General features: G+C 66.0%; 24 protein-coding genes and 1 pseudogene. 10 read left to right on the top strand and 15 right to left on the bottom strand.

Features of this window, described 5'->3' with window-relative positions; all coding sequences use genetic code 11:
• Positions 1-6 precede the first annotated feature (6 nt).
• A complete protein-coding gene (paaZ, locus tag I6F38_RS00970) occupies positions 7-2,034 on the bottom strand; it encodes a phenylacetic acid degradation bifunctional protein PaaZ (RefSeq protein WP_225158697.1) in 2,028 nt (675 codons plus the stop codon).
• Positions 2,035-2,517: 483 nt separating this feature from the next.
• Here paaZ and I6F38_RS00965 point away from each other — a divergent pair, with 483 nt between their 5' ends.
• From I6F38_RS00965 to I6F38_RS00955, 3 genes and pseudogenes are all read left to right on the top strand, one after another.
• Entirely contained in the window at positions 2,518-2,826 is a 309-nt protein-coding gene (locus tag I6F38_RS00965; protein WP_225158696.1) for a hypothetical protein, read from the top strand.
• A pseudogene (locus I6F38_RS00960) lies at positions 2,723-3,061 on the top strand (hypothetical protein); the annotation flags it as partial. The gene I6F38_RS00965 and the pseudogene I6F38_RS00960, both read left to right, overlap by 104 nt.
• A 378-nt stretch (positions 3,062-3,439) precedes the next feature.
• The gene (locus I6F38_RS00955) at positions 3,440-4,558 is read left to right on the top strand and encodes a branched-chain amino acid ABC transporter substrate-binding protein (protein ID WP_225158833.1); all 1,119 of its coding nucleotides are present in this window, start codon (positions 3,440-3,442) and stop codon (positions 4,556-4,558) included.
• Between the two features lie 154 nt (positions 4,559-4,712).
• On the opposite strand, the gene I6F38_RS00950 is transcribed toward I6F38_RS00955, so the two are convergent.
• Complete coding sequence (locus I6F38_RS00950) at positions 4,713-5,117, bottom strand: GFA family protein (RefSeq protein WP_225158695.1); 405 nt, start codon at positions 5,115-5,117, stop codon at positions 4,713-4,715.
• A gap of 49 nt (positions 5,118-5,166) precedes the next feature.
• Entirely contained in the window at positions 5,167-5,745 is a 579-nt protein-coding gene (locus tag I6F38_RS00945) for a TetR/AcrR family transcriptional regulator (protein WP_225158694.1), read from the bottom strand.
• Between the two features lie 79 nt (positions 5,746-5,824).
• Between I6F38_RS00945 and I6F38_RS00940 the strand changes: the two genes are divergently transcribed.
• Positions 5,825-6,139, top strand: coding sequence for a monooxygenase (locus I6F38_RS00940; protein ID WP_225158693.1), 315 nt, complete (start codon positions 5,825-5,827; stop codon positions 6,137-6,139).
• Here I6F38_RS00940 and I6F38_RS00935 read toward each other — a convergent pair.
• Positions 6,136-6,657 (bottom strand): hypothetical protein, encoded by a 522-nt coding sequence (locus tag I6F38_RS00935; RefSeq protein ID WP_225158692.1) that lies wholly within the window; start codon positions 6,655-6,657, stop codon positions 6,136-6,138. The two genes, I6F38_RS00940 and I6F38_RS00935, sit on opposite strands and share 4 nt — an antisense overlap.
• A gap of 352 nt (positions 6,658-7,009) precedes the next feature.
• Here I6F38_RS00935 and I6F38_RS00930 point away from each other — a divergent pair, with 352 nt between their 5' ends.
• From I6F38_RS00930 to I6F38_RS00920, 3 genes are all read left to right on the top strand, one after another.
• The gene (locus tag I6F38_RS00930) at positions 7,010-8,056 is read left to right on the top strand and encodes an aldo/keto reductase (RefSeq protein WP_225158691.1); all 1,047 of its coding nucleotides are present in this window, start codon (positions 7,010-7,012) and stop codon (positions 8,054-8,056) included.
• Entirely contained in the window at positions 8,053-8,907 is an 855-nt protein-coding gene (locus I6F38_RS00925; protein WP_225158690.1) for an amidohydrolase family protein, read from the top strand. The genes I6F38_RS00930 and I6F38_RS00925 overlap by 4 nt, the downstream gene beginning before the upstream one ends.
• Before the next feature lie 121 nt (positions 8,908-9,028).
• A complete protein-coding gene (locus tag I6F38_RS00920) occupies positions 9,029-11,368 on the top strand; it encodes a Tex family protein (protein WP_225158689.1) in 2,340 nt (779 codons plus the stop codon).
• A gap of 240 nt (positions 11,369-11,608) precedes the next feature.
• Here the strand turns inward: I6F38_RS00920 and I6F38_RS00915 are convergent, their stop codons facing one another.
• The gene (locus tag I6F38_RS00915) at positions 11,609-13,072 is read right to left on the bottom strand and encodes a catalase (protein ID WP_225158688.1); all 1,464 of its coding nucleotides are present in this window, start codon (positions 13,070-13,072) and stop codon (positions 11,609-11,611) included.
• A 432-nt stretch (positions 13,073-13,504) separates the two neighbouring features.
• On the opposite strand from I6F38_RS00915, the gene I6F38_RS00910 reads away from it, so the two are divergent.
• The 3 genes from I6F38_RS00910 to I6F38_RS00900 all read left to right on the top strand — a co-directional run bounded on the left by I6F38_RS00910 (position 13,505) and on the right by I6F38_RS00900 (position 16,223).
• Entirely contained in the window at positions 13,505-14,020 is a 516-nt protein-coding gene (locus I6F38_RS00910; RefSeq protein WP_225158687.1) for a hypothetical protein, read from the top strand.
• Between the two features lie 150 nt (positions 14,021-14,170).
• Positions 14,171-14,863, top strand: coding sequence for a response regulator transcription factor (locus I6F38_RS00905; RefSeq protein ID WP_028333329.1), 693 nt, complete (start codon positions 14,171-14,173; stop codon positions 14,861-14,863).
• Positions 14,850-16,223 carry an ATP-binding protein gene (locus I6F38_RS00900; protein WP_225158686.1) on the top strand — a complete coding sequence of 458 codons (1,374 nt, stop codon included), beginning with the start codon at positions 14,850-14,852 and terminating at the stop codon, positions 16,221-16,223. Before I6F38_RS00905 ends, I6F38_RS00900 begins: the two co-directional genes overlap by 14 nt.
• A gap of 208 nt (positions 16,224-16,431) precedes the next feature.
• On the opposite strand, the gene I6F38_RS00895 is transcribed toward I6F38_RS00900, so the two are convergent.
• The 10 genes from I6F38_RS00895 to I6F38_RS00850 are packed head-to-tail and all read right to left on the bottom strand — an operon-like array spanning position 16,432 to position 26,379.
• Positions 16,432-17,058, bottom strand: a complete 627-nt coding sequence (locus I6F38_RS00895) for an NAD(P)H-dependent oxidoreductase (RefSeq protein WP_225158685.1) — start codon at positions 17,056-17,058, stop codon at positions 16,432-16,434.
• A gap of 9 nt (positions 17,059-17,067) precedes the next feature.
• A complete protein-coding gene (locus tag I6F38_RS00890; RefSeq protein WP_225158684.1) occupies positions 17,068-18,639 on the bottom strand; it encodes an isochorismatase family protein in 1,572 nt (523 codons plus the stop codon).
• A gap of 12 nt (positions 18,640-18,651) precedes the next feature.
• Positions 18,652-19,500: an MBL fold metallo-hydrolase gene (locus I6F38_RS00885; protein ID WP_026193286.1), complete on the bottom strand. Its 849-nt coding sequence runs from the start codon at positions 19,498-19,500 to the stop codon at positions 18,652-18,654.
• Positions 19,501-19,551: 51 nt separating this feature from the next.
• Positions 19,552-20,442 (bottom strand): amidohydrolase family protein, encoded by an 891-nt coding sequence (locus tag I6F38_RS00880; RefSeq protein ID WP_225158683.1) that lies wholly within the window; start codon positions 20,440-20,442, stop codon positions 19,552-19,554.
• Positions 20,439-21,557 carry a VWA domain-containing protein gene (locus tag I6F38_RS00875; RefSeq protein WP_225158682.1) on the bottom strand — a complete coding sequence of 373 codons (1,119 nt, stop codon included), beginning with the start codon at positions 21,555-21,557 and terminating at the stop codon, positions 20,439-20,441. Before I6F38_RS00875 ends, I6F38_RS00880 begins: the two co-directional genes overlap by 4 nt.
• The gene (locus I6F38_RS00870; RefSeq protein ID WP_028338483.1) at positions 21,554-22,435 is read right to left on the bottom strand and encodes a MoxR family ATPase; all 882 of its coding nucleotides are present in this window, start codon (positions 22,433-22,435) and stop codon (positions 21,554-21,556) included. The genes I6F38_RS00875 and I6F38_RS00870 overlap by 4 nt, the downstream gene beginning before the upstream one ends.
• Positions 22,436-22,444: 9 nt before the next feature.
• Positions 22,445-23,467: a molybdopterin cofactor-binding domain-containing protein gene (locus I6F38_RS00865; protein WP_028333322.1), complete on the bottom strand. Its 1,023-nt coding sequence runs from the start codon at positions 23,465-23,467 to the stop codon at positions 22,445-22,447.
• 2 nt (positions 23,468-23,469) lie between these two features.
• On the bottom strand, positions 23,470-25,062 hold the full coding sequence (locus tag I6F38_RS00860) for a xanthine dehydrogenase family protein molybdopterin-binding subunit (RefSeq protein WP_225158681.1): 1,593 nt from the start codon (positions 25,060-25,062) through the stop codon (positions 23,470-23,472).
• A gap of 12 nt (positions 25,063-25,074) precedes the next feature.
• Positions 25,075-25,554 carry a (2Fe-2S)-binding protein gene (locus tag I6F38_RS00855; protein WP_141343042.1) on the bottom strand — a complete coding sequence of 160 codons (480 nt, stop codon included), beginning with the start codon at positions 25,552-25,554 and terminating at the stop codon, positions 25,075-25,077.
• A gap of 6 nt (positions 25,555-25,560) precedes the next feature.
• Positions 25,561-26,379: an FAD binding domain-containing protein gene (locus tag I6F38_RS00850; RefSeq protein WP_225158680.1), complete on the bottom strand. Its 819-nt coding sequence runs from the start codon at positions 26,377-26,379 to the stop codon at positions 25,561-25,563.
• Positions 26,380-26,391 lie beyond the last annotated feature (12 nt).

Genomic DNA, 26,391 nt, shown 5'->3' with positions numbered 1-26,391 from the left:
GGGCCGTTAAGCCCGCATCGCATTCATGGTCAGCAGCTCGTAGGTCGCCGCGGTTTCGCCGGTGCCGGTCGTGATCTCGACGTCCCAGCGTACCTCGCCATATTGCTTGTTGCGCGGCATCTTCTCCTTCGCGGTCAGCCGCACCTGGATCTGTTCGCCGGGCTGGACGGGTTTGACGAAGCGCAGCGAGTCGAGGCCGTAATTCGCCAGCACCGGCCCGTAGTCGGGATCGACGAACAGGCCGGCCGCAAACGACAGCAGCAGATAGCCATGCGCGACGCGGCCCGGGAAGAACGGATGCCCCTTGGTCGCTTCCTCGTCCATATGGGCGTAGAAGGTGTCGCCCGTGAAATGCGCGAAGTGCTCGATGTCGTCGAGCGTGATCTGCCGCGACTTCGAGACCAGCGTGCGGCCGATCTCGAGATCGTCATAGTGATAGCGGAACGGGTGCAGGTCGCCTTCGAGCATCGGGCTGCCCTTGAACCAGCGGCCGGTGACGCCGCTCAGCATCGCCGGCGAGCCCTGCAAGGCAGTGCGCTGCATGTAGTGCTGGAGGCTGCGGACGCCGCCCAGTTCCTCGCCGCCGCCGGCCCGGCCGGGGCCGCCGTGAACCATCTGCGGCATCGGCGAACCGTGTCCGGTGTGCTCGCTCGCGCAGTCGCGGTCGATGATCGCGACGCGGCCGTGAAAACTGCCGATGCCAAATGCCAGTTCGGTCGCAGCCGGGATGTCGTGCGTGTAGATGGATGCGACGAGGCTGCCGCCGCCGCGATTGGTCAGCGCGATGGCCTGCTCCAGATCGTCGTAACCCATCACGGTGCTGACAGGGCCGAACGCCTCGATCGCGTGGACTGCGGATGCGGCGAGCGGCTTGGCGCAATGCAGCAGCAGCGGCGGAACGAAGGCGCCGTGCTTCGCGTCGGCATCGAGCAGCGCGAAGTTGCCGGGATCGCCGGCCACCAGTTCGGCTTCGGCGCGAAGCTTCGCGACATGGGCAAGCACATCGCTGCGCTGGCCGAGCCCGACAAGCGGCCCCATCCTGACCTTGTCGTTTTCGGGATTGCCGATCGTGACCTTGGCCAGACGGTCGCGCAGCGCCGTGATCACGGCATCGAGTCGTGCCGACGGCACCAGCGCGCGACGGATCGCGGTGCATTTCTGGCCGGCCTTGACCGTCATCTCCTTCGCCACCTCCTTGACGAAGAGGTCGAACTCCGGACTTCCCGGCACTGCGTCCGGAGCGAGGATTGCGGCGTTCAGCGAATCCCGTTCGGCGATGAACCTGACCGCTTCGCGCGCGATGACCGGATGCCGCTGCAGTTTTTGCGACGTGTCGGCCGAGCCTGTGAAGGACACCACGTCCTGACAGGTCAGATGGTCGAGCAGGTCGCCGGTCGATCCGACGATGAATTGCAGCACGCCTTCGGGCAGCACGCCGGATTCGGTGATGATCCGGACCAGCTCGTAAGCGACATAGGAGGTGACCGTCGCGGGCTTGGTCACGACGGGCACGCCGGCCAGCAGCGCCGGCGCCAGCTTCTCCAGCATGCCCCAGCACGGGAAGTTGAATGCGTTGATGTGCACGGCGACGCCGTGCAGCGGCGTGACGATATGCTGACCGGCGAATGCACCAGCCTTGGAGAGCCCTTCGACGTTGCCATCGAGCAGGAATTTGCTGTTCGGGAGCTCGCGGCGGCCCTTGCCGGCATAGGCGAACAACGTGCCGATGCCGCCGTCGACGTCGATCATTGCGTCGGTGCGGGTTGCGCCTGCGTGGAATGACAGTTTGTAGAGCCGGTCCTTGTGCTGGGTCAGATAGTCGGCCAGCGCCTTCAGTAGGCCCGCGCGCTGATGGAACGTCAGCTTTCTGAGATGTTTGCCGCCGATCGCGCGGCCATAGGCGAGGATCTCGCGCATGTCGAGATCGCTCCTGGTCGTGACCGCCACTACATCGCCGGTGACGGCACTGTGAATCTCGGCTGCCGGTTCGCCCGGGCCCGACCATTTTCCGCGCACGAAGCTGTCGAGCTTCATGACGTTGTCCGCCGTCCGTGCACCACTGGATTGAGGCTGTGTCATCGCAATTGGACCTTCTGACTTGTGATCAATGATGCGTCTCGCCTTGGCGGTGGAACGTTCAATCCGAACGTTCAAGCTTTGGCTCGTCCGACAAAGCGTGGGGCGCGCTTTTCGAGAAAGGCGTTGAGTGTCACGACGCGATATCCGGCTCGGATGTCGGTCAACACCAGATCGCTGACCATGATGACCTCCCGTTGCGGCTTCTGGCGGCCGAAGGTTGCGTGACCTGCGCTTGGATTACTATTGACCGTCCGGTCAGTCAATTATAATCCGCGTACGGCATGGGATGACGACGCCGAGCAATATCGAGCGAGCACGATTTCGGTCTCGGTTGCGATTTCAGATCCGGCCATACCGTCAGGATGATCCGGCTCGCATCGCCTGTCTGTAGCAAAAGTGCCGACGCGTAAGCACGGTCCCGTGCATTCGGGCGGTGTCATGCTGCCACAAATCGGCCGCATATCGGCGGCGACCTCCCCCAGCGATGAGGATCAGCCGATGACGACGCAGTCGCCGGATATCACCGGGTTTCGGTTCTCGACCGCGGATTTCGGCCAGCGCGACCGCTTGCCGATCTTTCGCGAGCAGATCGGGCGGATGATCGTGAAGCTCGATCCGGAGCCACTGAGCGTCGGCGCGTTCCATGCCGAAGCCAATGTGCGCGAGTTGCCTGGGCTCGTGGATCGGATCCAGGGCGTGCAGCAACCTCAAGTTCGCACGGCCGCGCGAGCTGCTCGACGGCAATGACGACCTCGTGCTGACGATCATCACGAGCGGCAACACCCGCGCGTCGCAGCGCGGCCGCGACGTCGAGCTCGGCCCGGGGCAGGCCGTGCTGCAGTCGAGCGCGGAGGCCGGCAATATGGTGGTCCCGGTCTCGCCGAGCCGTTTCGTCGGTCTCAGGCTCCCGCGCAAGGCGCTGGCACTGCTGGTCCGCGATCCCGAGGACATGCTGAACCGGTCGTTGCCCGCGAACACCGAGGCGATGCGTCTGCTGGCGCTCTACATCAGGGAGTTGACGACAGCTACCAGCTCGCGACGCCCAAGCTGCGCGGCGCCGTCGTCCGGCATCTGGTCGATCTCGGGCGACGTCGCAAACAGCGCTCTCCGCCAGCCTGTGTGCTGTCGCGCACGCAACATCGCCGCCCAATCACGTCCGCTGCGGGCGATTTCAGACGTCAATGCACGACAACGTGTTTCACATTGTTGCCCGATGTCGCATATGTCCAATCCCCCGTCGCCTCAGTCCGAGCCTGCCAATCGTCTCGCGCTTAAAAGGCAGCCCCCGGTGATCGTTGCAATCGGCGGATTCGTCGACTGCGATGCATTGAGGCGACTTGAGACCATCGAGGAGAATGTGATGAAGTTTGCACTTCGAGGATATTTCCTTGCGCTCGGCGCGAGCCTGGCCTTGTCCGGCGCCGCCACGGCACAGGATATCAGTGTTGCCGTGGTCGGGCCGATGACCGGCTCCGAGGCGAGCTTTGGCCAGCAGTTCAAGAACGGTGCTGATCTCGCGATTGCCGACATCAATGCGGCGGGTGGCGTGCTTGGCAAGAAGCTGAAGCTGGAGGTCGGCGACGATGCCTGCGATCCGAAGCAGGCGGTGTCGGTTGCCGAGAAGATGGCAGGCGCGAGGATTCCGTTCGTCGTTGGGCATTTCTGCTCATCGACCTCGATCCCTGCGTCGGACGCCTATGCCGAGGGCAATGTGCTGCAGATCACGCCGGGCTCGACCAATCCGCAATTCACCGAGCGCGGGTTGTGGAACACGTTCCGTGTCTGCGGCCGGGATGACCAGCAGGGCACGGTTGCGGCCGCCTACATTATCAAGAACTACAAGACCAAGAACGTCGCGATCATCCACGACAAGACGACCTACGGCAAAGGCCTTGCCGACGAAACGAAGAACGCCATCAACGCCGCGGGCGTGAAGGAAAAGCTCTATGAGGCCTATACCAAGGGCGACAAGGATTTTGCTGCCCTGGTATCCCGCTTCAAGAAGGAGTCGATCGATTTCGTCTATGTCGGCGGCTATTATGCCGAGGCAGCGTTGATCCTGCGCCAGATGCGCGAGCAGGGCGTCAATGCGGTGCTGATGGGCGGCGACGCCCTGGTCGACAAGCAGTTCGCCGCGATCGCAGGTCCGCTCGCCGAAGGCTCGCTGTTCACCTTCTCGCCCGACCCGCGCAAGAAGGCGACCGCGGCCGCGACCTTGAAGAAGTTCAAGGACAAGGGCATCGATCCCGACGGCTACACGCTCTACAGCTATGCCGCGTTCCAGATCTGGAGCCGGGCCGCAGCCCGTGCCCAGACCACGGACGCCAAGAAGGTCGCGGCGGCCATCAAGGCCGCAAGCTGGGATACCGTGCTCGGCAAGATCAGCTACACGCCGAAGGGTGACATCACCCTGATCGACTACGTCGTGTACCGCCGCGACAAGGACGGCAACTACGCCGAACTGCCGGCCGGTCAATGATCGCCGGAGCGTTTTCGAGCGAAGCTGATATCGGTTCGCGTGAAGAAAACGCGTCAGAGCAAAATCGAGAGCCACCGTTCCGATGCAATCGGAACGGTGGCAACCCTGGCCAGGCTGAATCGTTTCCCGCTGCGTTCGTGACCGGCGCGTCCGGTCACACGTTCCGGGCAAAGCGCGCAGCGCCGGGGATCGGCGTGAGCCATGCGACGGCGCGATCGGTATAGATCTCGGCTTGCGGCTGCAATCCTTCCATGCTGTCGAGCGTGCCGGCTTTCACCACGACCTTGCCGGGCATCAATGCGGTCTTCGCAAGCAGAGGGGACCCGCAGCGCCCGCAGAAATGACGATGGACCGGATGGCCGCTGTCGCCCTTGTCGACGAACACCACCGTCTCGCCCGACTGCTGGTAGTCGGCTTCGCGGATCACGAAGTTGAACGAGAACAGGCTGCCGCTTTGCCGCTGGCAATGTGTGCAATGACATATCGCGATGCTCCGCGGTTCGCTCTTGAGCGTGTAACGCACCGCGCCGCACAGGCAGCCGCCGTTCCGTTCCTGCATGCTGGTTTCTCCGTTACGATGACGCCGTCGCCGGGACAGGGACGCCGCCTCAGGCGTCGCCAATCACGGCATCGATGAATGTGGTGGCGGATTCCCTCAACTGCTTGCGGCTGTATCCGGCGCGCTCCATCACGGCGAGCCCGCGCGTGAACGTCACGATGACGCGCGCCAGCCGGCTTGCATCGGCCGTGCTGCGCCTGTTCGGCGTCGCGCTGATGGCCTTGCCGACCAGTTGCTCGAGCCGGGTGAGCACGTCCTGCACGCGCTGGCGTACATCCGCGCTCGAAATGGCCGCGTCGAGCGCGGTGCGCGTCGTCAGGCAGCCTCGCTGCGGCGTGCCGTCGGTCATGTTGACGATGATCATGTCAAAGAAGCCCCTTAGCCTCGCTGCGGTATCGCCCTGCGCCAATGCGCTGCCGGCCGCGTCCAGGAATTGCGCGGCATACTGGTCGAAGGCGCGCAGGAAGATCGCTTCCTTGTCGCCATAGGCATTGTAGAGGCTGCCGCGCTGGACGCCGGTCGCGGCCGCGAGGTCCTGCATGGTCGCATCGTGCAGGCCCTTGCGCCAGAACACGTCGAGCGCGGTTGCGATCATCTCGTCCTCGTCGAACTGACGCACGCCCACCATTCGATCTACTCCATCGGTCATTCTTGACATGGTCGTCAATATTGACAATGATGTCAAGAACGAAGCCGAGGAGGTCCGGATGATTACCGCTGTCACGACGTTCAAGCTGCCGAAGCCGATCACGCGCGAGGAAGCCCGAAGCATCTTCCTGAGCACAGCACCGATCTATCGCGGCATTCAGGGGCTGTTCCGAAAGACCTATATGCTGTCCGAGGACGGGATGACGGCCGGCGGTATCTATTTCTGGAACTCGAGGGTGGAGGCGGAGGCGCTGTACACCGATGCGTGGCGTGCCCGCGCCCGCGAGAAATATGGCGCCGATCCGACGGTGACCTATTTCGAGAGTCCTGTGGTGGTCGACAACCTTGCACAGCAGATTGTTGCCGACGATTAGCAACGAAGCGGCGGTGGCGGATGCGCATCACGGGTGCGCGGCGGCGCCCGGACCAGCTCGCGCGCGATCCAGACCGCCCCCGGCCCATGTGCGAGCTCGGCAACCGCCGCGACGGATTTCAGCCAGATCGGCGCGAGCTTCGGTGATGGCGGCAGGTGGTTCGCGATCTGCCGGCGAAACTGCTCGTCATCGGGCAGTCCCGTGATCGGAGCGGTGAATGCTTCCGGCGGCAATCTTCGCAGCCACAGCGGAATGCCCGCCGCGGAGGCGGCGTCCGCGAGCGAGCGGCCGTCGATGACGCATGCGCGTGCGCGCGCCGAAGCGATCCCGGCTCGCGGGACCGCCAGCGCGAACAGCAGCGCAGGAAAGCTCGCGGCAAGGTCCGCAAGACGCGTGTGCCGCATGGCCAGCGCGCGGACCTTTCCCTGAACATGCGGATGATACCTCCGCAGCTGACGTTCGAGCAGCACGGAGCGTGTGGCCTCCCGACGAGAGGCCACACGAAGCGTCGAGGTCATGACAAGAGTTCCGCAAGCGCGGAGCCGGAGGCCCGCAGCAGATTCGATTGCGTGTGGGTGTTGCGATTTCACCCGGGATCCGATCCCGGGACGCGTGTCAAATATCGCGCGGCGAACCCGGGAAGCGCACAGACCTGAACATCGTCGCCTCCTGCGTTGAAGTTGCGGAGCGCTCCCATAGCGTATTTCCCACCGCTGGGCAATGTGGAGCTGTGCATTGCATTTTAGCGATGTGGTGCGCCCGCGATGAGAGACCTCACCGCGGCATCGGCCGCCCAAGGTCTCTTCACGATCCCGGTCAACGACGCTAGTCTGATGAAGGGCTAACAAGAAACGCAGGCGGGAGGCGACAATGACCCAACAACAACCCTCCGATCGAGGCTCCCCGGCACTGCCACGCCGCAGGCTCGGCCGCACCGGGCTCGATGTCTCCATTCTCGGCTTCGGCACGGCGCCGCTCGGCGACCTGTTCGCACGGCTCGACGACACTGCTGCGATCGCAGCAGTGGAGCGGGCGTTTGCGCTGGGCATCAACCTGCTGGATTCCTCGCCGCTCTACGGCCATGGCCTCGCCGAACACCGCAGCGGCACCGCGCTGCGCCGCGTGGCGCGCGACGACGTCGTCGTCTGTACCAAGGTCGGGCGCTGGATGGACCCGTTCCACGGCCGTGGCGACGGCTCCAATTTCGCCGGCGGCGCGCCGCATCGCGCGGTGTTCGACTATTCCTATGACGGCACCATGCGCTCGGTGGAGCAGTCGCTGCTGCGGCTCGGCACCGATCGCATCGACCTGCTTTTGATCCACGACGTCGACGTCTGGACTCACGGAGCTGACGCGATCGAGGCGCGGTTTCGCGAGGCGATGGAGGGCGCCTATGTCGCGCTCGACAAGTTGCGTTCCGAACACGTGGTCAGGGGCATCGGGATCGGCGTCAACGAGGCCGAGATGTGCGTGCGCTTCGCCAAGGCCGGAACGTTCGACACCATGCTGCTTGCCGGCCGCTACTCGCTGCTCGAGCAACCCGCGCTCGCCGAATTCCTGCCGCTGGCGCAAGCCCAGGGCATCGGCATGATGCTCGGTGGCGTCTTCAACTCCGGCATCCTGGCGACGGGCGCGGTTGCCGGCGCCAAGTACAATTACAAGGACGCGCCGCCGGACGTGATGCAGAAGGTGGCGGCGATCGATCGCGTCTGCCGCGCCCACGACGTGGCGCTGCCGACCGCCGCGCTGCATTTCGCGCTCGGCCATCCGGCGGTGGCAAGCCTCGTGCTCGGCGCGCAGACGCCGCAGCAGGTCGAGCGCAACGTCGCCGCGTTGTCGTCGCCCGTGCCTGCCGCGCTGTGGCGCGACCTGAAGAATGAGGGGCTGCTCGACCAGCATGCGCCGGTGCCGGCATGATGCGGATCGACGCCCATCACCATGTCTGGACCCTGGCGCGCGCCGATTACGGCTGGCTGACGCCCGAGCGCGGGCCGATCTACCGCGACTTCGGCCTGGCCGATCTGGCGCCGCATCTCGCCGCGGCCGGGATCGAAGGCACCATCCTGGTGCAGGCCGCGCCGACCGAAGCGGAGACGGCATTTTTGCTCGATATCGCAAAGGGCGCCGAGCAGGTGCGCGGCGTGGTCGGCTGGGTCGACTTCGACGCCGCCGATGCCGCGGCGCGGATTGACGCGTTTGCCGGGCGCGAGCTCCTGGTCGGTCTGCGGCCGATGGTGCAGGACATCGCCGATGACGATTGGCTGCTGCGCCCCGAACTGGCGGCGCCGCTCGAGGCCATGGCGCGGCATGACCTCGTCTTCGACGCGCTGGTGCTGCCGCGCCATTTGCCGCGGCTCATTCAGGTGGTCGATCGCCATCCGGACCTGCAATTCGTGCTCGACCATTTCGGCAAGCCGCACCTTGCGACCGGCGACATCGCGGCCTGGAAGGACGACATCGCAAGCCTCGCCACACGATCCAACGTCGTCTGCAAACTCTCGGGCCTTGCGACCGAGGCGGCACCGAACTGGCAGGTTGCCGATCTCGGCGAGGCCGTGGATCATGCACTGGCATGTTTCGGGCCGCAGCGGATGCTGTGGGGCAGCGACTGGCCCGTCGTCAACCTCGCCGGCGGCTATGCGCACTGGTTCGCAGCCGCGGAGAGCCTACTTGCTGATTTGTCAAGTGAAGCAAGAGCTGCGATTTTCGGCGGCAATGCCGCGCGCATCTATTTGTCAAGCCGCGGACGGCCAACATCCCGGAAATAGATTGCGGCCCGCGCCCAATTTGATCCACAGCGCGCCTTGATGAATCAATCCGGGATGGTTCATAAGCGGCCTCCGCGTCATCGGTGATCCGGCGGCGCAACGGAATTTCAGAGAGACAGGCGTGGCAAAGATTCATCATCAGATTGCGCAGGAGCTGGGGGTTCGCGACGAACAGGTCGAGGCGGCGGTGACGCTGCTCGATGGCGGCGCCACGGTGCCGTTCATCGCGCGATACCGCAAGGAGCTCACCGGCGCGCTTGATGACGCCCAGCTGCGCACGCTGGAAGAACGGCTGACTTATTTGCGCGAACTCGAGGAGCGCCGCACCGCGGTGCTCAATTCGATCCGCGAGCAGGGCAAGCTCGACGCCGCGCTCGAGGCCCAGATCATGGCCGCCGACAGCAAGGGCCGGCTCGAGGACATCTATCTGCCGTACAAGCCGAAGCGTCGCACCAAGGCCGAGATCGCCAAGGAGGCCGGCCTCGAGCCGCTCGCCGATCAGCTTCTCACACAGCCCGAGAGCGATCCGAACGAGGCCGCGACGCCCTTCGTCAATGCCGAGAAGCAGGTCGCCGACGTCGCCGCGGCGCTCGACGGCGCGCGCGCGATCCTGGTCGAGCGCTTCGCCGAGGATGCCGACCTGATCGGCGCGCTGCGCGAGGAGATGTGGTCGAACGGCATCATGGCCTCGACCGTCCGCACCGGCAAGAAGACCGAAGGCGAGAAGTTCAAGGACTATTTCGATTTCTCCGAGCCGCTGCCGAAGCTGCCGTCGCACCGCATCCTGGCGCTGTTCCGCGGCGAGAAGGAAGAGATCCTCGACCTCGCCATCAAGCCGGAGGCGCAGGAGCCGGTCGTAGGCCAGCCCGGCCTCTACGAGCTCAAGATCATGAACCGCTTTGCGATCTCCAACCAGGGCCGCAAGGGCGACAAGTGGTTGACGGAGACGGTGCGCTGGGCCTGGCGCACCAAGATCCAGATCCATCTCAATATCGATTTGCGGCTGCGGCTGTGGACCGCGGCCGAGACCGAGGCAGTGCGCGTGTTCGCCTCGAATTTGCGCGACCTCTTGCTCGCGGCGCCGGCCGGCGCGCGCGCCACCATGGGGCTCGATCCCGGCTATCGTACCGGCGTCAAGGTCGCGGTGATCGATGCGACCGGCAAGGTGGTGGCGCACACGGCGATCTTCCCGCACGAGCCGCAGCGGCGCTGGGATGAGGCGCTCGCCATTCTCGGCAAGCTCGCGATCGAGCATGGCGTCGACCTGATCGCGATCGGCAACGGCACCGCCTCGCGCGAGACCGACAAGCTCGCCGCCGAGCTCGTGAAGCGGCTGCCCGAGCGCAAGATGACCAAGATCGTGGTCTCCGAAGCCGGCGCATCGGTCTACTCGGCCTCGGCCTTCGCCTCGAACGAATTGCCCGACCTCGACGTCACCATTCGCGGCGCGGTCTCGATCGCGCGGCGCCTGCAGGATCCCTTGGCCGAGCTGGTCAAGATCGATCCGAAGGCGATCGGCGTCGGCCAATACCAGCACGACCTCGGCGAGGCCAAGCTCGCCCGCTCGCTCGATGCCGTGGTGGAAGACTGCGTGAACGCGGTCGGCGTCGATGCCAATACCGCCTCGGTGCCGCTGCTCGCGCGGGTGTCGGGCATCGGCCAGGGACTGGCGCAAAGTATCGTGCAGCACCGCGATGCCAACGGCCCGTTCAAGTCGCGCAAGGCGCTGAAGGAGGTGCCGCGGCTCGGCCCGAAGGCGTTCGAGCAGTGCGCCGGCTTCCTGCGTATCAGCAATGGCGAGGATCCGCTCGATTCATCCGGCGTGCATCCGGAAGCCTATCCGGTAGTGCGCCGCATCCTCGAGGCGACCAAGAGTGACATCAAGGCGCTGATCGGCAATGCCGACGTGGTGCGGGGTCTCAAGCCGCAATCCTTCGTCGACGATACGTTCGGATTGCCGACCGTCACCGACATTCTGCGCGAGCTGGAAAAGCCCGGCCGCGACCCGCGTCCGGCGTTCAAGGCGGCGGTGTTCAAGGAGGGCGTCGAGGAGGTCAAGGACCTCAAGAAGGGCATGATCCTCGAGGGCACCGTGACCAACGTCGCCGCGTTCGGCGCGTTCGTCGATATCGGCGTGCACCAGGATGGGCTGGTGCACATCTCGGCGATGTCGCGGAATTTCATCAAGGACCCGCGCGAGGTGGTGAAGCCGGGCGACATCGTCAAGGTCAAGGTGCTGGACGTCGAGGTCGCGCGCAAGCGCATCGCGCTGACGCTGCGGCTTGACGACGAGATCGGGCCGAAGAAGGACAATGCGGCGCCGTCGCGCGATTTCTCGCGCGGCTCCGGCAAGATGACCTCGTCGGCTCCGCGCCGGCCGCAAGAGCAGTCCGGCGGCGGCGCGCTCGCCGACGCGCTGCGCCGCGCGGCCGAGAAGAACGGACGCGGCAAGCCGACCTGAGCCGCGGAAGAGGGCGGCGAGCCGAGTTCGCCGCCCTGTTCGAAATCGGCCACCTGACGCTTCTGGCTGAGTTGCCTAAGCTGTCCCCGTCATCCCCGCGCAAAGGCTTTGCCTTTGTCGCTGGAGGTGCGAGCTCTTGCGAGCCTCGAAGGATGCACGGCCCCATCTCTGGCCGATTCATCCTTCGAGGCCCGCTCCGCGGGCACCTCAGGATGACGGGGCCGAAGGGGGCCGTCCCGGCTACAACTCTCCGGCAGCAAACCTCGCCAGCGCATCCGCAACGCCCTTGCCGTAGGCCGGGTCGGCCTTGCTGCAATTCGCGACGTGCCGTTCCTGGATGTGCTTCGACGCGTTGCCGACCTGACGGGCGGTGTTGTCGAACAGGGCCTGCTTTTGCGCGGCATTCATCTTGCGGAACAGGTCGCCCGGCTGCTGCCAGTGGTCGTCATCCAGGCGATGATCCCAATGCGCGGCCGCGCCTGACAATTCGAATGGCGGCTCGTTCAGCTGCGGCTGGTCGGTCCACTCGCCATGGCTGTTCGGCCAGTAGGTCAGCGTGGCGCCCAGATTGCCGTCGGTGCGCATCGCGCCGTCGCGGTGATAGCTGTGGAATGGGCATTTCGGCGCGTTGACCGGAATCTGGTGGTGGTTGACGCCGAGTCGGTAGCGCTGCGCGTCGCCATAGGAGAACAGGCGCGCCTGCAGCATCTTGTCCGGCGAATAGCCGATGCCGGGCACGACATTCGCCGGCGTGAACGCCGCCTGCTCGACCTCGGCGAAGAAGTTCTCCGGATTGCGGTTGAGCTCGAAATACCCGACCTCGGTCAGCGGATAATCCGCCTTCGGCCACACCTTGGTCAGATCGAACGGATTGAACGGGAATGCCTTGGCCTGTGCATCCGTCATCACCTGGATGAACAGCGTCCAGCGCGGGAAGTCGCCGCGCTCGATGCTCTGGAACAGGTCGCGCTGGTGGCTCTCGCGGTCCTTGCCGACCAGCGCCTCAGCCTCGGCATCGGTCAGGTTCTGGACGCCCTGCCGGGTGCGGAAATGGAATTTCACCCAGACGCGCTCATTGTCGGCATTGATCATGCTGTAGGTGTGGCTGCCGAAGCCGTGCTGGTGACGGAAGCTTTTCGGGATGCCGCGCTCGCTCATGACGATGGTGACCTGGTGCAGCGCTTCCGGCAGCAGCGTCCAGAAATCCCAGTTCATGTCGGGGTCGCGCACCCCCGTGCGCGGATGCCGCTTGATGGCGTGGTTGAGGTCGATGAAGCGCAAGGGGTCGCGGAAGAAGAACACCGGCGTGTTGTTGCCGACCACGTCCCAATTGCCTTCATCGGTGTAGAATTTCAGCGCGAAGCCGCGAATGTCGCGCTCGGCGTCCGCCGCGCCGCGCTCGCCGGCGACCGTCGAGAACCGCGCGAACATCGGCGTCTGCTTGCCGATCTCCGAGAAGATGCTGGCCTTGGTGTAGCGCGTGATGTCGTGGGTGACGGTGAAGGTGCCGTGCGCGCCGGCGCCCTTGGCATGCATCCGCCGCTCCGGGATCACCTCGCGATGAAAATGCGCCAGCTTCTCGATCAGCCAGACATCCTGCAGCAATGCGGGTCCGCGTGGCCCCGCCGTCAGGATGTTCACATTATCGGCAACGGGGGCGCCGGAGGCGTGGGTCAGAAACGGTCTTTTGGTCTCGTCGCTCATCGAAAGCTCCTTGCTGAAGATCAGCACTTCGCCGTCTCGGCGCCCGAGGGGGGCCAGGCGAAAGGCGATTGCATCGCGGATGGATGACGGCCGGCGAGGAAGGGAGAGCCCGGTGATCGACAAATTGTGAAGCGGGTCTGCGATCCCTCGACGCCGTCGTTGTTCTCCGACAGCTGCAGGATTAAGAACCGCGGCCGATCGATTCAACGAGCGCTATCCGCCGATTCCAGCCAAATGTCCGTCGATCCCGGCCAACGCAATCGTGGCCGCCGGTCCGGGCAACTGCCGCTCGGCATGCCGGCACGCGAATTCTAAATCCGGTGTCAGAATCTGGCGCATTTGTCAGTTGAAGTCGGGCATCGGCTTGCGTCTTCTGATCATGCTCGCGTGCGGCGATACGAGTTCGCCGCGGTCCCAATCAGGGAGGGTTTCATGAAGAACAGGCTTCTCACGTGTCTCACGGCAGCGACGCTCGCTGTCAGCGTTGCGCTTGCACCCGCTGCCCTCGCCAGAGGCGGCGGTGGTGGTGGCGGACATGGCGGAGGTGGCTTCGGTGGCGGCCACGGTGCTGCCATGGGTGCCATGGGTGGCAGCATGCACGGTGGCGGCTTTGGCGGCGGCATGCATGGCGGTGGTTTCGGCGGCGGGATGCGTGGTGGCGGCGCGGCGTTCGCCGCCATGGGCGGCGGCGGCGGCCATTTCGCTGGCGGGCGCTTTGGTGGTCCACGCTTCGTCGGTGCACCGGCAATCGGCCCGCGGTTTGCCGGCGCCGGATTCCGCGGTTCGCGCTTCTTCCATCATGGCGGCTTCTTCCGCCACCACCGCTTCCATCGCTTCGCGTTCATCGGCGCGCCCTATCTCTACGCCGGCTATGACTACGGCTGCTACCGCAGGGTATGGACGGCCTACGGTCTGCAATGGGTCAATGTGTGCGGGGACTATTGGTGATCGCCCAACCAACCGCACCGTTGTCGCGGTCGTCGCCAGACGTTCCATCCTGCCCCGGAATGGGATAGTCTGGCGGCGATCGTCGCGGGGCGGCCGCTCGGAGAGTTTGAGAACTCGGAGAGTTCAACACAGCTCGGAGAGTTCAGGAATATGACCGGTGCTCACCGCCGCATTCTCGTCGTCGAGGACGATCCCGAAACCGCGGATCAGCTCGTCGAGGAGCTCACCACCAGCGGTTATGATGTGGATCTGGCGGCGAACGGCCGCGAGGCGCTGAGCCAGGGTGCGGCGCGCGACTATGCCGTGATCACCATCGATCGCATGCTGCCCGACATCGACGGCATCACGGTAATGCGTCAGATGCGCGACGGCGGCATTGCGGTGCCGTTCCTGATCATCAGCGCGCTCGGCGAAATCGACGACCGGGTGCGGGGCTTGCGCGCCGGCGGCGACGACTATCTGGTCAAGCCGTTCTCCTTCGTCGAACTGCTGGCGCGGCTGGAGGCACTTGGCCGCCGCAGCGAGACCGTTGCCAAGGAGACCATCCTGCGGGTCGGCGATCTCGCGATCGATCTGATTTCGCGCACGGCGAGCCGCCGCGGCCGCAGGATTCCGCTGCTGCCGAAGGAATTCCAGCTGCTCGAATACCTCGCGCGCAACGAAGGCCGCGTGGTGTCGCGCGCCATGCTGCTGCGGCATGTGTGGGACCTGCACTTCGATCCCTCGACCAACATCATCGACGTCTATGTCGGGCGTTTGCGCCGCAAGGTCGACGACCAGCAAGCCTACCCGCTGATCCACACGATCCGCGGCATCGGATACTGCCTCCGTGCTCCTGGCTAAGACCTTCAAGTCGTCGACGTTCCGCCTGGCGTTGATCGCCATCGGTGCCTTCGGCCTGATCGTTTCCGCGATCTTCGCCTATGTCTACTGGTCGACATTGTCCTATGTACGCGACAGGTCCGACCGCGCGATCATGACCGAGCAGGCGAGCCTGGCTGACGCCTATGCGCGGTCCGGCCGCGATGGCCTGACCGCGCTGATCGCGCAACGCGTCGCGGACAAGGGCTTCGCCGATCATGTGTATTTGTTGGTCGGTCCCGGATCGACGGTGCTGGCGGGTAATCTCAGGCAGTGGCCGGCGGGCGCCGCCGAGAAGGGATGGGCTGAATTTCGTGCCTCCCTGCCACAGCTCTCCCAGGGAACCTCCCTGCTGCGGGGTGTGACGGAAACCCTGTCAAACGGCGATCGGCTGCTGGTCGGCCACGACATCAGCGATCTCGACGGCTTCATGGCCCAGATCAGGGCCGCCGGCATTGCCGTCGTCGTGCTGATCATCGGGCTTGCGGCCGCTGCCAGCATCGGCGTCACGCGGCGAACGGTCGGCCGGATCGAGTCGATCAATGCGACCAGTCGTGCCATCATGCTCTCCGGCCTCGACCAGCGCATCCCGCTCCGCGGCAGCCATGATGAGTGGGATCGCGTCGCCGAGAATCTCAATCTGATGCTGGACCGGATCCAGACCCTGATGGGGGACGTCAAGCAGGTCAGCGAAAATATCGCCCACGACCTACGCACGCCGCTGACCCGGATGCGCGGCCGGCTCGAGAAAGCCTACCACGCCCCGCGGAGCGGGGAGGGCGATGCCGCGCTGATCGGCGACACCATCGCCGATCTCGACGCGGTGCTCGGGATGTTTGCGTCGATCACGCGGATTTCCGAGATCGAGACGCGAGCCCGCAAGGGTGCATTCCGCACCGTCAATCTCGTCGAGATCGCCGGCGAGGTGGTCGAACTCTACGACGCCGCCGCCGAACAGGTGACCACGCGCCTCGATCTTGCCGGCGATCAGGCCGTGCTGGTCACCGGCGACCGCGACCTGCTGTTCGATGCGATTGCTAATCTCGTCGACAACGCCATCAAGCACGGCCGCCCGGGTGGGCGGGTGACGGTGACCTGCGAGAACGACGAGGGCGGGCCGGTGATTTCAGTCGCCGATGATGGCCCCGGCATTCCCGCCGACCAGCACGACCGCGTCTTCAAGCGCTTCTATCGGCTCGAGCAGAGCCGCTACACGCCGGGCAACGGCCTCGGCCTCAGCCTGGTCGCGGCGGTCGCGAGCCTGCACGGCGCGCGGATCGAGTTGCGCGACAATGCGCCGGGGTTGCTGTGCAGGCTGGTTTTTCCGGCGGCGGAAACGTAGGGTGGGTTAGCGCTGTCGCGAGAATGCGGATGTATGTCCGCCGGCCGGGCAACAAACTTGGTGTCGTCCCGGGCAAGCGAAGCGCGACCCGGGACCCATAACCACCAATGCGAATTGCCTTGCGGCGCTGGGCCACAGCTCACTCCGACGATACAATCCTGTGGCTATGGGTCCCTGCCTTCGTAGGGACGACATCATTATTTGCGGCTCAAAACGTCGCCGCCATCTCCACAAGCCGGCGGTACGCCGACTCGCGGGCGGCGCGGATCGGCTCGGTGGGCCCGGTGGTTGGGCCGATTGGCACGAAGCGCACGTCGCTGATGCCGATGAAGCGCAGCGCCTCGCGCAGATAGGGTGTTGCCATGTCGATGCGGCCGCGGTTCATGCCGGTGACGAAGTCGCTGCCGCTTGCCAGGATCACGATCGTCGGGCGGTCCTTGAGCAGCGGCAGATAGCCCTGCGCCGGATCGAAGCGGAAGGCCAGCCCGGGTTGGATGATGACGTCGAGCCACTGCTTGAGCTTGTAGGGAATGCCGAAATTCCACAGCGGCGTCGAGATCAGCACGCGATCGGCCAGCGACAGCCGCAGCGCGAGGCGCTCGGCGATTGCGAAGGCGTCGTGCTGCGAATTGGTGAAGCTCTTGCTGCTGATCCGGGCGTATTTGGCCTCGAGCAGAGAGCCCTCGAATTCCGGCAGCGGCTCGCGCCAGAGGTTCATCGCGTCGATCTCCCAGTCCGGCCGCGCCTGACGGAAGCGATCGAGAAAGATGCGCGCCCCGGCCGCCGATTCCGAATCGGCGCGCGGTGAGCAATTGAGATGCAGCAGCTTCGGCACCGCGCCTCCCTAGCCGAGTGCCTTGATCACGGTGTCGGCGTTGGTCACGACGGAGACGTTCTGGAGCGCGAAATTGATCGCGGCGTTGTGCCAGTCGGCATTCATGGTCGAGCAGCAATCCTCCGGCACGATCATGAAATAGCCTTTGTCGGCGCCGGTGCGCGCGGTGTGCTCGACCGACATGTTGGTCCAGGCTCCGGTATTGATGATCATGTCGCGGCCGGTTGCCTTCAGGATGGTCTCGAGCCGGGTGCCTTCCCAGGCGCTCATCCGCATCTTCTCGACCACGAAGTCGCCCGGGCGCGGATCGAGTCCCGAGACTGGTGCCGCGCCCCAGCTGCCGCGCACCATCGCCTTGCTGTCGACCAACCCCTCGAACAGCGGCGCATTGAGCGTGACGCCGGGCGCGCCCGGCTCGACGACGAACCAGACATGGATGATGACGACGCCGCGCGCTCGCGCAGCCTCGGCCACGCGGCGCACATTCTCGACGACATGCTGCTGGCGGGCGTGTGCGGGCGCACCGGACTCGGCGAACGCTCCGCCGTCCATGATGACGTCGTTCTGCATGTCCTGGATGATCATCGCGCAGCGTTGCGGATCGAGCTGCATCTCACCGGCGGCGAGATTCGGCGCAGGCGTGGACGAAGCGGCACCCGCGCCGCCGCGCTTGCCGCTCATATAGGGCTCGTGGCGCGGGCCGACCTTGGTCGGGATCGCATAGACCGAATGGGTCGCGGTCAGATAGAGCGTGCGGAAGTCGGCGCCGCCCCAGGCGAGGTTGGCGACGAGCTCGGGCAGGCGGACCTTGCCGAGCAGGTCGGCGGCGGGCGAATAGACCCAGACGCCGCCGGGCGCGGTGACCCAGACATTGCCGCGCTGGTCGCATTTCATGCCGTCGGGCAGGCCGGGCTCGAGCTCGGAGCGGATGCCGGAGGCGAACACGCGCGGATTGGTAAGCGAGCCGTCGGCATTGACGTCGAAGGCGCGGATCAGCGCCTGCACGGTGTCGTTGACATAGAGGATGCGCTCGTCGGGCGAGAAGCACAGCCCGTTCGGCTGCTCGAACAAATAGCGGTCGACCAGCAGTTTCGGCGCGCCGCCGCCGGGCGGCACGCGGTAGACGCCCTGGAAGCCGAGCTGGCGCGGCCGTTCGACGCCATAGACCGGCATGCGGCCGTACCAGGGATCGGAGAAATAGATCGCGCCGGAGGAATGCACACAGACATCGTTCGGACTGTTGAGCTCCTGGTTCTCGTAATGCGAAGCCAGCACCTCGCGCCGCCCGTCGGGCCGCTCGCGGATCAGCGAAGACGTCGCGTGCTCGCAGACGATCAGATTGAGGTCCGCGTCATAGGTCATGCCGTTGCATTTGTTCGATGGCCGCCTGACCTCGACGACGCCGCGCCGCGCATCCCAGCGCCGGCGCACATCGCCCGGCATGTCGGAGAACAGCAGGAAATGATCGGCCGGATGCCAGATCGGTCCCTCCGTGAAATCGAAGCCGGTCCCGACCTGGCCGACCGGCGCGTAGGGATCGATCAGGTCTTCGAACTCGCTGCGCAGCGTGACATGCGTCATCGCCTCGATCCTCTACGCCGGGAACCAGTTGCGCTGCGGCAGGCTCTGCACGACAGGCCCGGGTACCTGGTCATGCAGGCGGCCGACCACCATGCCGCCCTCGATCTTGGCCGGGCGATCGTGCACAGGAAGCAGATAGCGGGAGCTCGAGAGCAGCTTCTTGATCGCTGCCTTCTCGGCGCGCTTGCTGGTGCCGTGGTTGCCCGTGGTGCGCGGCTCGGCGTCGTGGATCTCGTTAAAGGGATTCACGATCTGGTCGTTGAAATCATAGATCACGTCGCCGCAGATCGTCGCAATCCCGTCGGCGGTGTGGACATGGATGTTCATCGAGCCTTCGGTATGGGCGTTGGCAGCGTCGCAATAGACGCCCGGCATCAGCTCGACCGGGCCGGTGATTTCGAGGTCGAGAAAGCGCAGCGCGCTCTTGGTGTGCAGGCGGTCGATCAGGTGCTTGATGTCCGGCGCCGGATACTGAGGGTGCATCAGGCCCGAGACGGAGTATTCCAGCTCCTTGCGGTTCAGCACGACGGTCGTGTTCATCGGGAACAGGTCGTCCTTGCCGGCATGGTCGATGTGCAGGTGGGTGTGACAGACGAAGCGGACGTCGCCCATCCGCACGCCGTGGCGGGCGAGCTGGTTCTCGATCATGTTCTCGTGGAACTGGAGCCCGCGCATGCCGAGCGTCTCCATGATCTGGTTGGAGCGATAGCCGGTGTCGACCAGCACGGGATAGGGGCCGCCGAGGATCAGGAAGCCGAGCGTCAGCACGCGGCGGGTGCGGCCGCAATTGTGCCCGAGCACGAGGAAGCTCGATTCCAGCTCGATATCGCCATAGTCCAGAATCTTGATCTCTAGCGGCATCTGTCTCCCTCCCAATTCGTGTTCGTTGTTATGTTCGAGCCCGCGGTGCGGCTATGGTTCCAGCCGATAGACCCGTGTCGCCGTCGTGCTGAAGATCGCATCGCGCTGTTCGGGGCTGAGCCGTTCGGCCGCCGTCTTGAAAGCGGCGATGAGATCGCGATAGCTGGTCCACAGCTTCTCGATCGGAAAGTTCGAGCCGAACAGGCAGCGGTCGGCGCCGAAGATCGCGACGGTATCGGTCATCACGCCGGCGATATGCGCGGCATCGTTGCGATGGATGAAGGTGCCGAGCCCGGACAATTTCGACACCACGTTGGGGCATCGCGCGAGCCGCGTCATCCCAGTGCGCCAGGCGGCTCGGCCCTGCGGCGACAGGTCCTCCAGCATGCCGGCATGCTGGAGGATGAACGTTACATCAGGGCAGGCCTCCGCGAGGCCGGCCGCATCGGCCATCTGCGGTGCGAACACCTGCAGGTCAAAACTCCAGCCGTAGTCGGCGAGGTGGCCGACATTGCGCCGGATCACGGGATCGGTGCAGAGATCGGCACGGGCGGCGAAGCGATAGAGCGGATTTTCGTGCCAGTGCAGCTGCATGCGCACGCCGCGCACCAGCGGATAGCGCTTCAACCGATCGAGTTGCGGGCGGACGTCGGCGGCGGAGAAATCGGCATAGGCGACAAGGGCGTGCGGCCAACCGTGCGCGTCCGCGGTCTGCTGCACCCAGGCGGCCTCGTCCTCGAATTGGCCGTTCGGCCAGTTGGTCTGGACATAGACCGAGCGGGTGACGCCGGTGCCCTTGAGATCGTCGAGATATTCCTCGATCGGATAGTCGCGGCGGATCGGCTCATAGGGGCCGAAGATGCGCGGCTGCATCGGGCCGGACAGCCAGGCGAGATCGGCCTGCCGCCAGATGTGATGATGTCCGTCGACAACGCCAGTCACGCCGCTCTCCTTGTTCCAAGCGACAGCAGATGCGCGACGACAGCCGCGCTGGATCCGCCGTCCACGAGATCGTCGACAAAGCGCTGGATCGCGATCAGCGCCTTGGTTTGCGGCGTGAAGTCGGGCGAGGTTGCGAGCGGCGTCAGCCAGCTGACGCGCCAGGCGCGCCGCGACAGCTTTGCGACCGCATCGCGCAATGCCGCAGGGTCGCCGCGCTCGAGGCCGTCGGAGACGATCACGACCGCGGCCCCGCGGGCATATCCGCCGAACCGCGGCACGGCGAGGAAGGCTTGCAGCGCATCACCGATCCTTGTGCCGCCGTCCCAGTCGCTGACCAGGAAGGACGCCGCGTTCAGCGCCTGCTCGCGCCGCTTCAGCCGCAGCGCCGGCGTGACTCGGGTCAGTCTTGTGCCGAAGGTGAAGACCTCGACATTGCCGGCCGCCTGCACCAGCACATGCGCGAGCTTCATGTTCTCCTCGGTGCGCGCCTTCATCGAGCCGGAGACGTCGATCAGGAACAGGATCCTGCGCGGGCGCTGGCGGCGGCGCATCCGCCCGAGCCGCAGCACCTCGCCGTCATTGCGCACGCTGTCGCGCAGCGTGCGGCGCAGATCGGCGAACGGGCCAATGCGTGCACGGCGACGCCGGTGGCCGCGCCGTCGCGGCAGCCGCCGTGCCGCCTCGCGCGACAGTTTGCGCAGCGGATCGCTGGTTGTGGTCTGGGCAAAGCGGCGCTCGACCAATGCCTCGGCGCGCGCCGCGGCGAGGCCGGACTCATTGGCCTCGTCGGCGAGCGGTGGCTCGTCCTCGCCGCGGCCTTCCTCCTGCAGGCGAACGGTCTCCTCATCCTCGCCCTCGGCCTGCTCGATCGCCTCGGCGCCGCGGAAGTGGATGTCGAACAGCCGATCATAGGTCGCGCGGCGCTCCGGCGGCGGCGCCAGCGTCGCGAGCCCGGCCTGGCGGATGTGCTCCAGGCTGCGCGGACCGAGCAGCTCGATTGCCGCGAGGAAGCTCGTCGTCTGCTCCGGCGCAACCGAAAAGCCGTTGGCGCGCAGCAGCGCGACGAACGAGACAAATATCCGCGCGGCGCGCGGCAGTTGCAGGTCGTCGTTCACGCGGCCGCCTCCGCGATGATCGCATCGAGCCGCGGTGAAATGAAATGCAGATCCTCCTCGTCCTTCAACGCGACGCCGATCGAGCGCTTGAACGCGTCCGGCCAGCGCGCGCCGCCCTTGTTGAGCAGGGTCGCGGCCTCCGCCCAGTCGACCGCCTCGGCGATCCCGGGCGCCTTGCTCAGCGGCTCGCGGCGCAGCCGGCCGACGGCGGCGACCACCGCGCGGGCGGTGGCCTCGGCGACGCTGGAGGCGCGCATCATCACGATGCGCGCCTCGCGCTCGGCATTCGGATAATCGATCCAGTGATAGACGCAGCGCCGCCGCAGCGCCTCGTGCAGATCGCGCGTCCGGTTCGAGGTCAGCACCACGACGGGATGCTCGGCAGCGCGCACCGTGCCGCGCTCGGGGATCGAGATCTGGAAGTCGGAGAGGAATTCGAGCAGGAAGGCCTCGAACTCCTGATCGGCGCGGTCGATTTCGTCGATCAGCAGCACCGTCGCGTCGGGCGCGCGCAGCGCGGCCAGCATCGGACGCTCGATCAGGAAGGCGTCGCCGTAGATGTCGATGCTCTCCTCGCCGGCCTGCCGGATCGCCAGCATCTGGCGCGGGTAGTTCCACTCGTAGAGGGCCGCGGCGGCGTCGATGCCTTCATAGCATTGCAGGCGGATCAGCCTGCGGCCGAGCACGGCGGCGATCGCTTTCGCGGCCTCGGTCTTGCCGACACCCGGCGCGCCCTCGAGCAGCAGCGGCTTGCCCAGCGCCAGCGAGAGATAGGAGGCCGTCGCGATGCCGTCGTCGGCGAGGTAATAGGCCGCGCGCAGCGCCTTCTCCAGCGCCTCGGGGCTGTCGATGCCGACGATGTTGCTGCGGACCGGCATAGAGAAACCTCAGCGCCGTGGCTGCGGCCGCGCGCCGCCCTGCGCCTTGATGGCGCGCAACACCTTCTCCGGCGTGATCGGCAGATCGTCGATCCGCACCCCGACCGCGTTGAAGATCGCGTTGGCGACCGCAGGCAGCACGGGATTGGCGCACATCTCGCCCGGTCCCTTGGCGCCGAACGGGCCGTCGGGCGCCGGGCGCTCCAGCACTGCGATGTCGTGCGGGCAGATGTCGCCCGGACCCGGCATCAGATATTCGACGAAATCGCGCGGACCGTGCACCGGCTCCGGATAATAGGGCTCCGGCGTCTCGTAAAGCGCGTGGCTGACGCCCATCCAGGCGCCGCCGACCAGCTGCTGCTCGACCAGCCGCGGATTGAGCGCGCGGCCGAGCTCATAGGCGGAGTCCATCCGGACCATGTCGACCTCGCCGGTCTCGTCGTCGACCTCGACCTCGGCAACCAGGCAGGCATGCGCGTAGCATGTCGCAGGCGACATCTCGCCGGTCTCGGGGTCGACGTCGGACAGCGGCACCAGGAAGATGCCTCGGCCGGAGATCGTCTTGCCCTGCTTGAACTGCGCGGCGATCGCGACGTCCTTGGTGGAGATCGAGCGATGCGGCGCGCCCTTGACGTGGATGTTGCCGCGGCCGTCGGTCTCGAGATCGGCGGCATTCACTTCGAGCTCTTCGGCCGCGGCCTCCATCATCACACCGCGCGCCTCGCGCGCCGCCGCCATCACGGCGTTGCCGACGCGGTGCGTGCCGCGCGAGGCGAACGAGCCCATGCAGTGCGGGCCGGTGTCGGAGTCGGCAGTATCGACATAGACGTCCTCGACCGGCACGCCGAGCGTCTCGGCGCAGATCTGCCGCGTCACCGACTTCATGCCCTGGCCGAGGTCGATCGAGGACAGCGCGACCGTGAACTTGCCGCTGGGGTTGGAATGCACCAGCGCCTGGCTGGGATCGCCGCCGAGGTTCATGCCGATGGGATAATTGACCGACGCGATGCCGCGCCCACGATGCCGGGTCATGGTCAGCGCCTCCTGGTGCCGAAGACGGAAGAGAAGCGGGTGGCGCCATGCGACGGCGCGCTCGGCCGTGGCGGCGGAGGTGACGGTGGCGGCGAAGAGGGCGGCGGTGGCGGCGGCTCGCGGGTCGCGGCCGGCGCGCGGTCATACGTCGTGCGCTGCTGGGATGGTGAGGCCGGCGGTGCATGCGGCTCGCGCGGGGTCGGCGTCACGGCGGCTCGCGCGCCGCCACCATCCTTGCGCGACGACATCCGCTTGAAGTCTTCGCGGAGCGGCCACTTGGCCTTCTCCGCTGCGACCTGCACGCATTCGATCAGCGCGGTGTTCTTGGCCTCACGGCGGTGCGCCTTCATGTCGCCGTCGCGATACGCATTGAGGATCCGGAACTCCATCGGGTCCATGCCGACGAGATGGGCGAGCTTGTCCATCTGGCATTCGATGGCGAAATCCATCGCGGTGACGCCAAAGCCGCGCATCGCGGTCGCGGGCGTCCGGTTGGTGAAGACGCAGTAGACGTCGCCATGAACGTTCGGGATCGTGTAGGGGCCGGGCAGATGGGCGGCGCATTTCACCGCCGCATAGCTCGACAGCCGCGTATAGGCGCCGCTGTCGAAATAGGCGCGCACCTTGCGGGCGACAACGCGGCCGTCGCGCATCACGCCATCCTTGATGTAGATCCGCTCGGCGCCACGCGGCGGCCCGTATTGCATCTCCTCCTCGCGCTCGAACACGTAGCGCACCGGGCGACCGGTCAGCATCGCGCCGAGGATGCAGAGCGGTTCGGTCAGCGTATCGACCTTGCCGCCGAAGCCGCCGCCGACCGTGCCGCCGATGAAGTGGAAGGTGTTGGACGGCACGTCGAGGATCTTCGCGCAGGTGTCGACCGAGAAGAACAGCGCCTGCGTCGAGGTGTAGACGATGTAGCGGCCGTTGGTGTCGGGAGCTGCGATCGAGCCGTTGGTTTCGGTCGGCGCGTGCTCGATCGGCGACATCTGGTAGCGCTGTTCCAGCACATGGTCGGCCGTCGCGAGCGCGCGGTCGGCGTCGCCGAAGCGCAGCTGCTGGTGATCATAGGTCTCGTGATAGGTGAAGGTGTTCTTGGGATAGACCTCGTTGACCACGGGCGCGCCCGCCTTCAGCGCGTCCTCGACATCGAACACCGCCGGCAGCGGCTCATAGTCGATCTTGACCTTTGCGATGGCCTCATAGGCCTCGCGCGGGCTGTCGGCGACGATCGCGACGATGGGTTCGCCCTTGTAGCGCACCTTGTCGACCGCGAGCGAGGGCTCGTCGTCCTTGCCGAAATTGATCAGGCTGAGCAGCGTGTTCAGGTTGCGCGGCACGTCGGAGGCGCGGATCACGCGCCGGACCCCCTGCGACCGCTCGGCCTCCGAGGTGTCGATGCGGCGGAGTCTTGCATGGGGATGCGCGCTGCGCACCACCTTCAGATGCAGCATGCCCTGCAGCTTGTGGTCATCGAAATAGGGCGACGTGCCGGTGACATGGCCGAGCATATCCTGGCGCTGCGTGCCTTTGCCGATCTCCTTCAGATTGTCGTCGCGCTCGTCGGCGAAGATGTCCTTGCGCAATTCCAGCATGGCACTGTTCCCTTACGCACGCGCCCGGCCGCCGGAAGCGGCTGATAGCACGGCGTTGATGATCGGCTCGTAGCCGGTGCAGCGGCAGATGTTGCCGGAGATCGCCTCGACCACTTCGGCGCGGCTCGGCTGCGGATTGCGGTCGAGCAGCGCCTTCGCGGCCATCAGCATGCCCGGCGTGCAGTAGCCGCACTGCGCGGCGAAATTGTCGGCGAAGGCGCGCTGCAGCGGGTGCAGATTGGGGCCGTCCTTGACGCCGTCGAGCGTCTCGACCGATCGGCCGGCGACCGTTTCGGCGAGCGTCAGGCAGGAGAGATGCAGCTCGCCGTCGATCAGCACGCTGCAGGTGCCGCAGCCGCCCTGGCCGCAGCCGAACTTCGGCGTCATGTCGCCGATCAGTTCGCGGAGCGCGACCAGAAGGTTGGTGCCGCCGTCGACGAAGATCGCGACGTCACGGCCGTTATGCTGGAATTGAAGGGCAGTCTTGGCCATCACGATTTATTCCTGACCGGACAACAGACGACGTAGATGCACGCCGACGATCTCGCGGCGATACCAGGCGCTGGCGAGCGCATTGTCGCCGGGCGACGTTCCCTCGACCGCTGCCGTGGCGGCGGCGCTGATGGTGGAGGCGTCGAGCGCGCGGCCTTCCAGTGCGCGCTCGGCGGCGCGGGCGCGGATCGGGGTGGGCGCCATCGAGCCGAGCGCGATGCGGGCGCCGACGATGCGGCTGCCGTTGACCGGCAGGTGCGCCGCGAGCGTGATCACCGCGCCGCCCTTGGGCTTGATCCGCGCGATCTTGCGGTAGCGGAAGGCCTCAGTGCTGCCGGGCCTGGCAAACGAAATCGCCAGCACCAGCGATCCGGCCTGCCGGTCGCGCGATTGCAGGAACTCCTCGATCGGGATCTCGCGTCCGCCGAGGCCGCCCTGGACGGACACGGTGGCATCAAGCGCGAGCATCGCGACCGTGAAGTCGCCATACGGCACCGGCGCGAACAGGTTGCCGCCGACGGTGCCCATGTTGCGCACCGCCGGTCCGCCGATCGAGCGCGCCGGGGCGTGCAGGAAGGCGAGGTCGCGTTCGGCCAGGATGCGAGCGAAGGTGACGCCGGCGCCGAGCGTGATGCGCGAGCCCGTGGCGTCGATCCGTGTCATCGCATGGTCGCTGGCGCGCACGATGGTCGAGATCGAGATGTCGCCCTCGTTCAGCGCTCGCATCACCAACGTGCCGCCGCCGAGATAGCGGGCGCTGCGATCCGAGGACAGCGCCGCCGCGGCGTCATGGGTGCTGGTGAAGGTCTTCACCGTGACTGGCATGATGGTGCTCTC

This window comes from Bradyrhizobium sp. BRP56 (assembly GCF_020194035.1).
In the GTDB taxonomy this organism is placed as follows: Bacteria; Pseudomonadota; Alphaproteobacteria; order Rhizobiales; family Xanthobacteraceae; genus Bradyrhizobium; species Bradyrhizobium australafricanum.
Note: the sequence above shows the minus strand (reverse complement) of the source record. Positions and strands in the feature narration are given on the sequence as shown.

Bases quoted from the DNA above. Each gene is read 5' to 3' on its own strand.
- I6F38_RS00850 (WP_225158680.1), bottom strand. From the start codon at position 26,379: ATGCCAGTCACGGTGAAGACCTTCACCAGCACCCATGACGCCGCGGCG.
- I6F38_RS00940 (WP_225158693.1), top strand. From the start codon at position 5,825: ATGATTACCGCTGTCACGACGTTCAAGCTGCCGAAGCCGATCACGCGC.
- I6F38_RS00855 (WP_141343042.1), bottom strand. From the start codon at position 25,554: ATGGCCAAGACTGCCCTTCAATTCCAGCATAACGGCCGTGACGTCGCG.
- I6F38_RS00910 (WP_225158687.1), top strand. From the start codon at position 13,505: ATGAAGAACAGGCTTCTCACGTGTCTCACGGCAGCGACGCTCGCTGTC.
- I6F38_RS00950 (WP_225158695.1), bottom strand. From the start codon at position 5,117: ATGCAGGAACGGAACGGCGGCTGCCTGTGCGGCGCGGTGCGTTACACG.
- I6F38_RS00965 (WP_225158696.1), top strand. From the start codon at position 2,518: ATGCTGCCACAAATCGGCCGCATATCGGCGGCGACCTCCCCCAGCGAT.
- I6F38_RS00905 (WP_028333329.1), top strand. From the start codon at position 14,171: ATGACCGGTGCTCACCGCCGCATTCTCGTCGTCGAGGACGATCCCGAA.
- I6F38_RS00860 (WP_225158681.1), bottom strand. From the start codon at position 25,062: ATGCTGGAATTGCGCAAGGACATCTTCGCCGACGAGCGCGACGACAAT.
- I6F38_RS00955 (WP_225158833.1), top strand. From the start codon at position 3,440: ATGAAGTTTGCACTTCGAGGATATTTCCTTGCGCTCGGCGCGAGCCTG.
- I6F38_RS00915 (WP_225158688.1), bottom strand. From the start codon at position 13,072: ATGAGCGACGAGACCAAAAGACCGTTTCTGACCCACGCCTCCGGCGCC.
- I6F38_RS00870 (WP_028338483.1), bottom strand. From the start codon at position 22,435: ATGCCGGTCCGCAGCAACATCGTCGGCATCGACAGCCCCGAGGCGCTG.
- I6F38_RS00865 (WP_028333322.1), bottom strand. From the start codon at position 23,467: ATGACCCGGCATCGTGGGCGCGGCATCGCGTCGGTCAATTATCCCATC.
- I6F38_RS00930 (WP_225158691.1), top strand. From the start codon at position 7,010: ATGACCCAACAACAACCCTCCGATCGAGGCTCCCCGGCACTGCCACGC.
- I6F38_RS00945 (WP_225158694.1), bottom strand. From the start codon at position 5,745: ATGGTGGGCGTGCGTCAGTTCGACGAGGACGAGATGATCGCAACCGCG.
- I6F38_RS00885 (WP_026193286.1), bottom strand. From the start codon at position 19,500: ATGCCGCTAGAGATCAAGATTCTGGACTATGGCGATATCGAGCTGGAA.
- I6F38_RS00925 (WP_225158690.1), top strand. From the start codon at position 8,053: ATGATGCGGATCGACGCCCATCACCATGTCTGGACCCTGGCGCGCGCC.
- I6F38_RS00890 (WP_225158684.1), bottom strand. From the start codon at position 18,639: ATGACGCATGTCACGCTGCGCAGCGAGTTCGAAGACCTGATCGATCCC.
- paaZ (WP_225158697.1), bottom strand. From the start codon at position 2,034: ATGAAGCTCGACAGCTTCGTGCGCGGAAAATGGTCGGGCCCGGGCGAA.
- I6F38_RS00935 (WP_225158692.1), bottom strand. From the start codon at position 6,657: ATGACCTCGACGCTTCGTGTGGCCTCTCGTCGGGAGGCCACACGCTCC.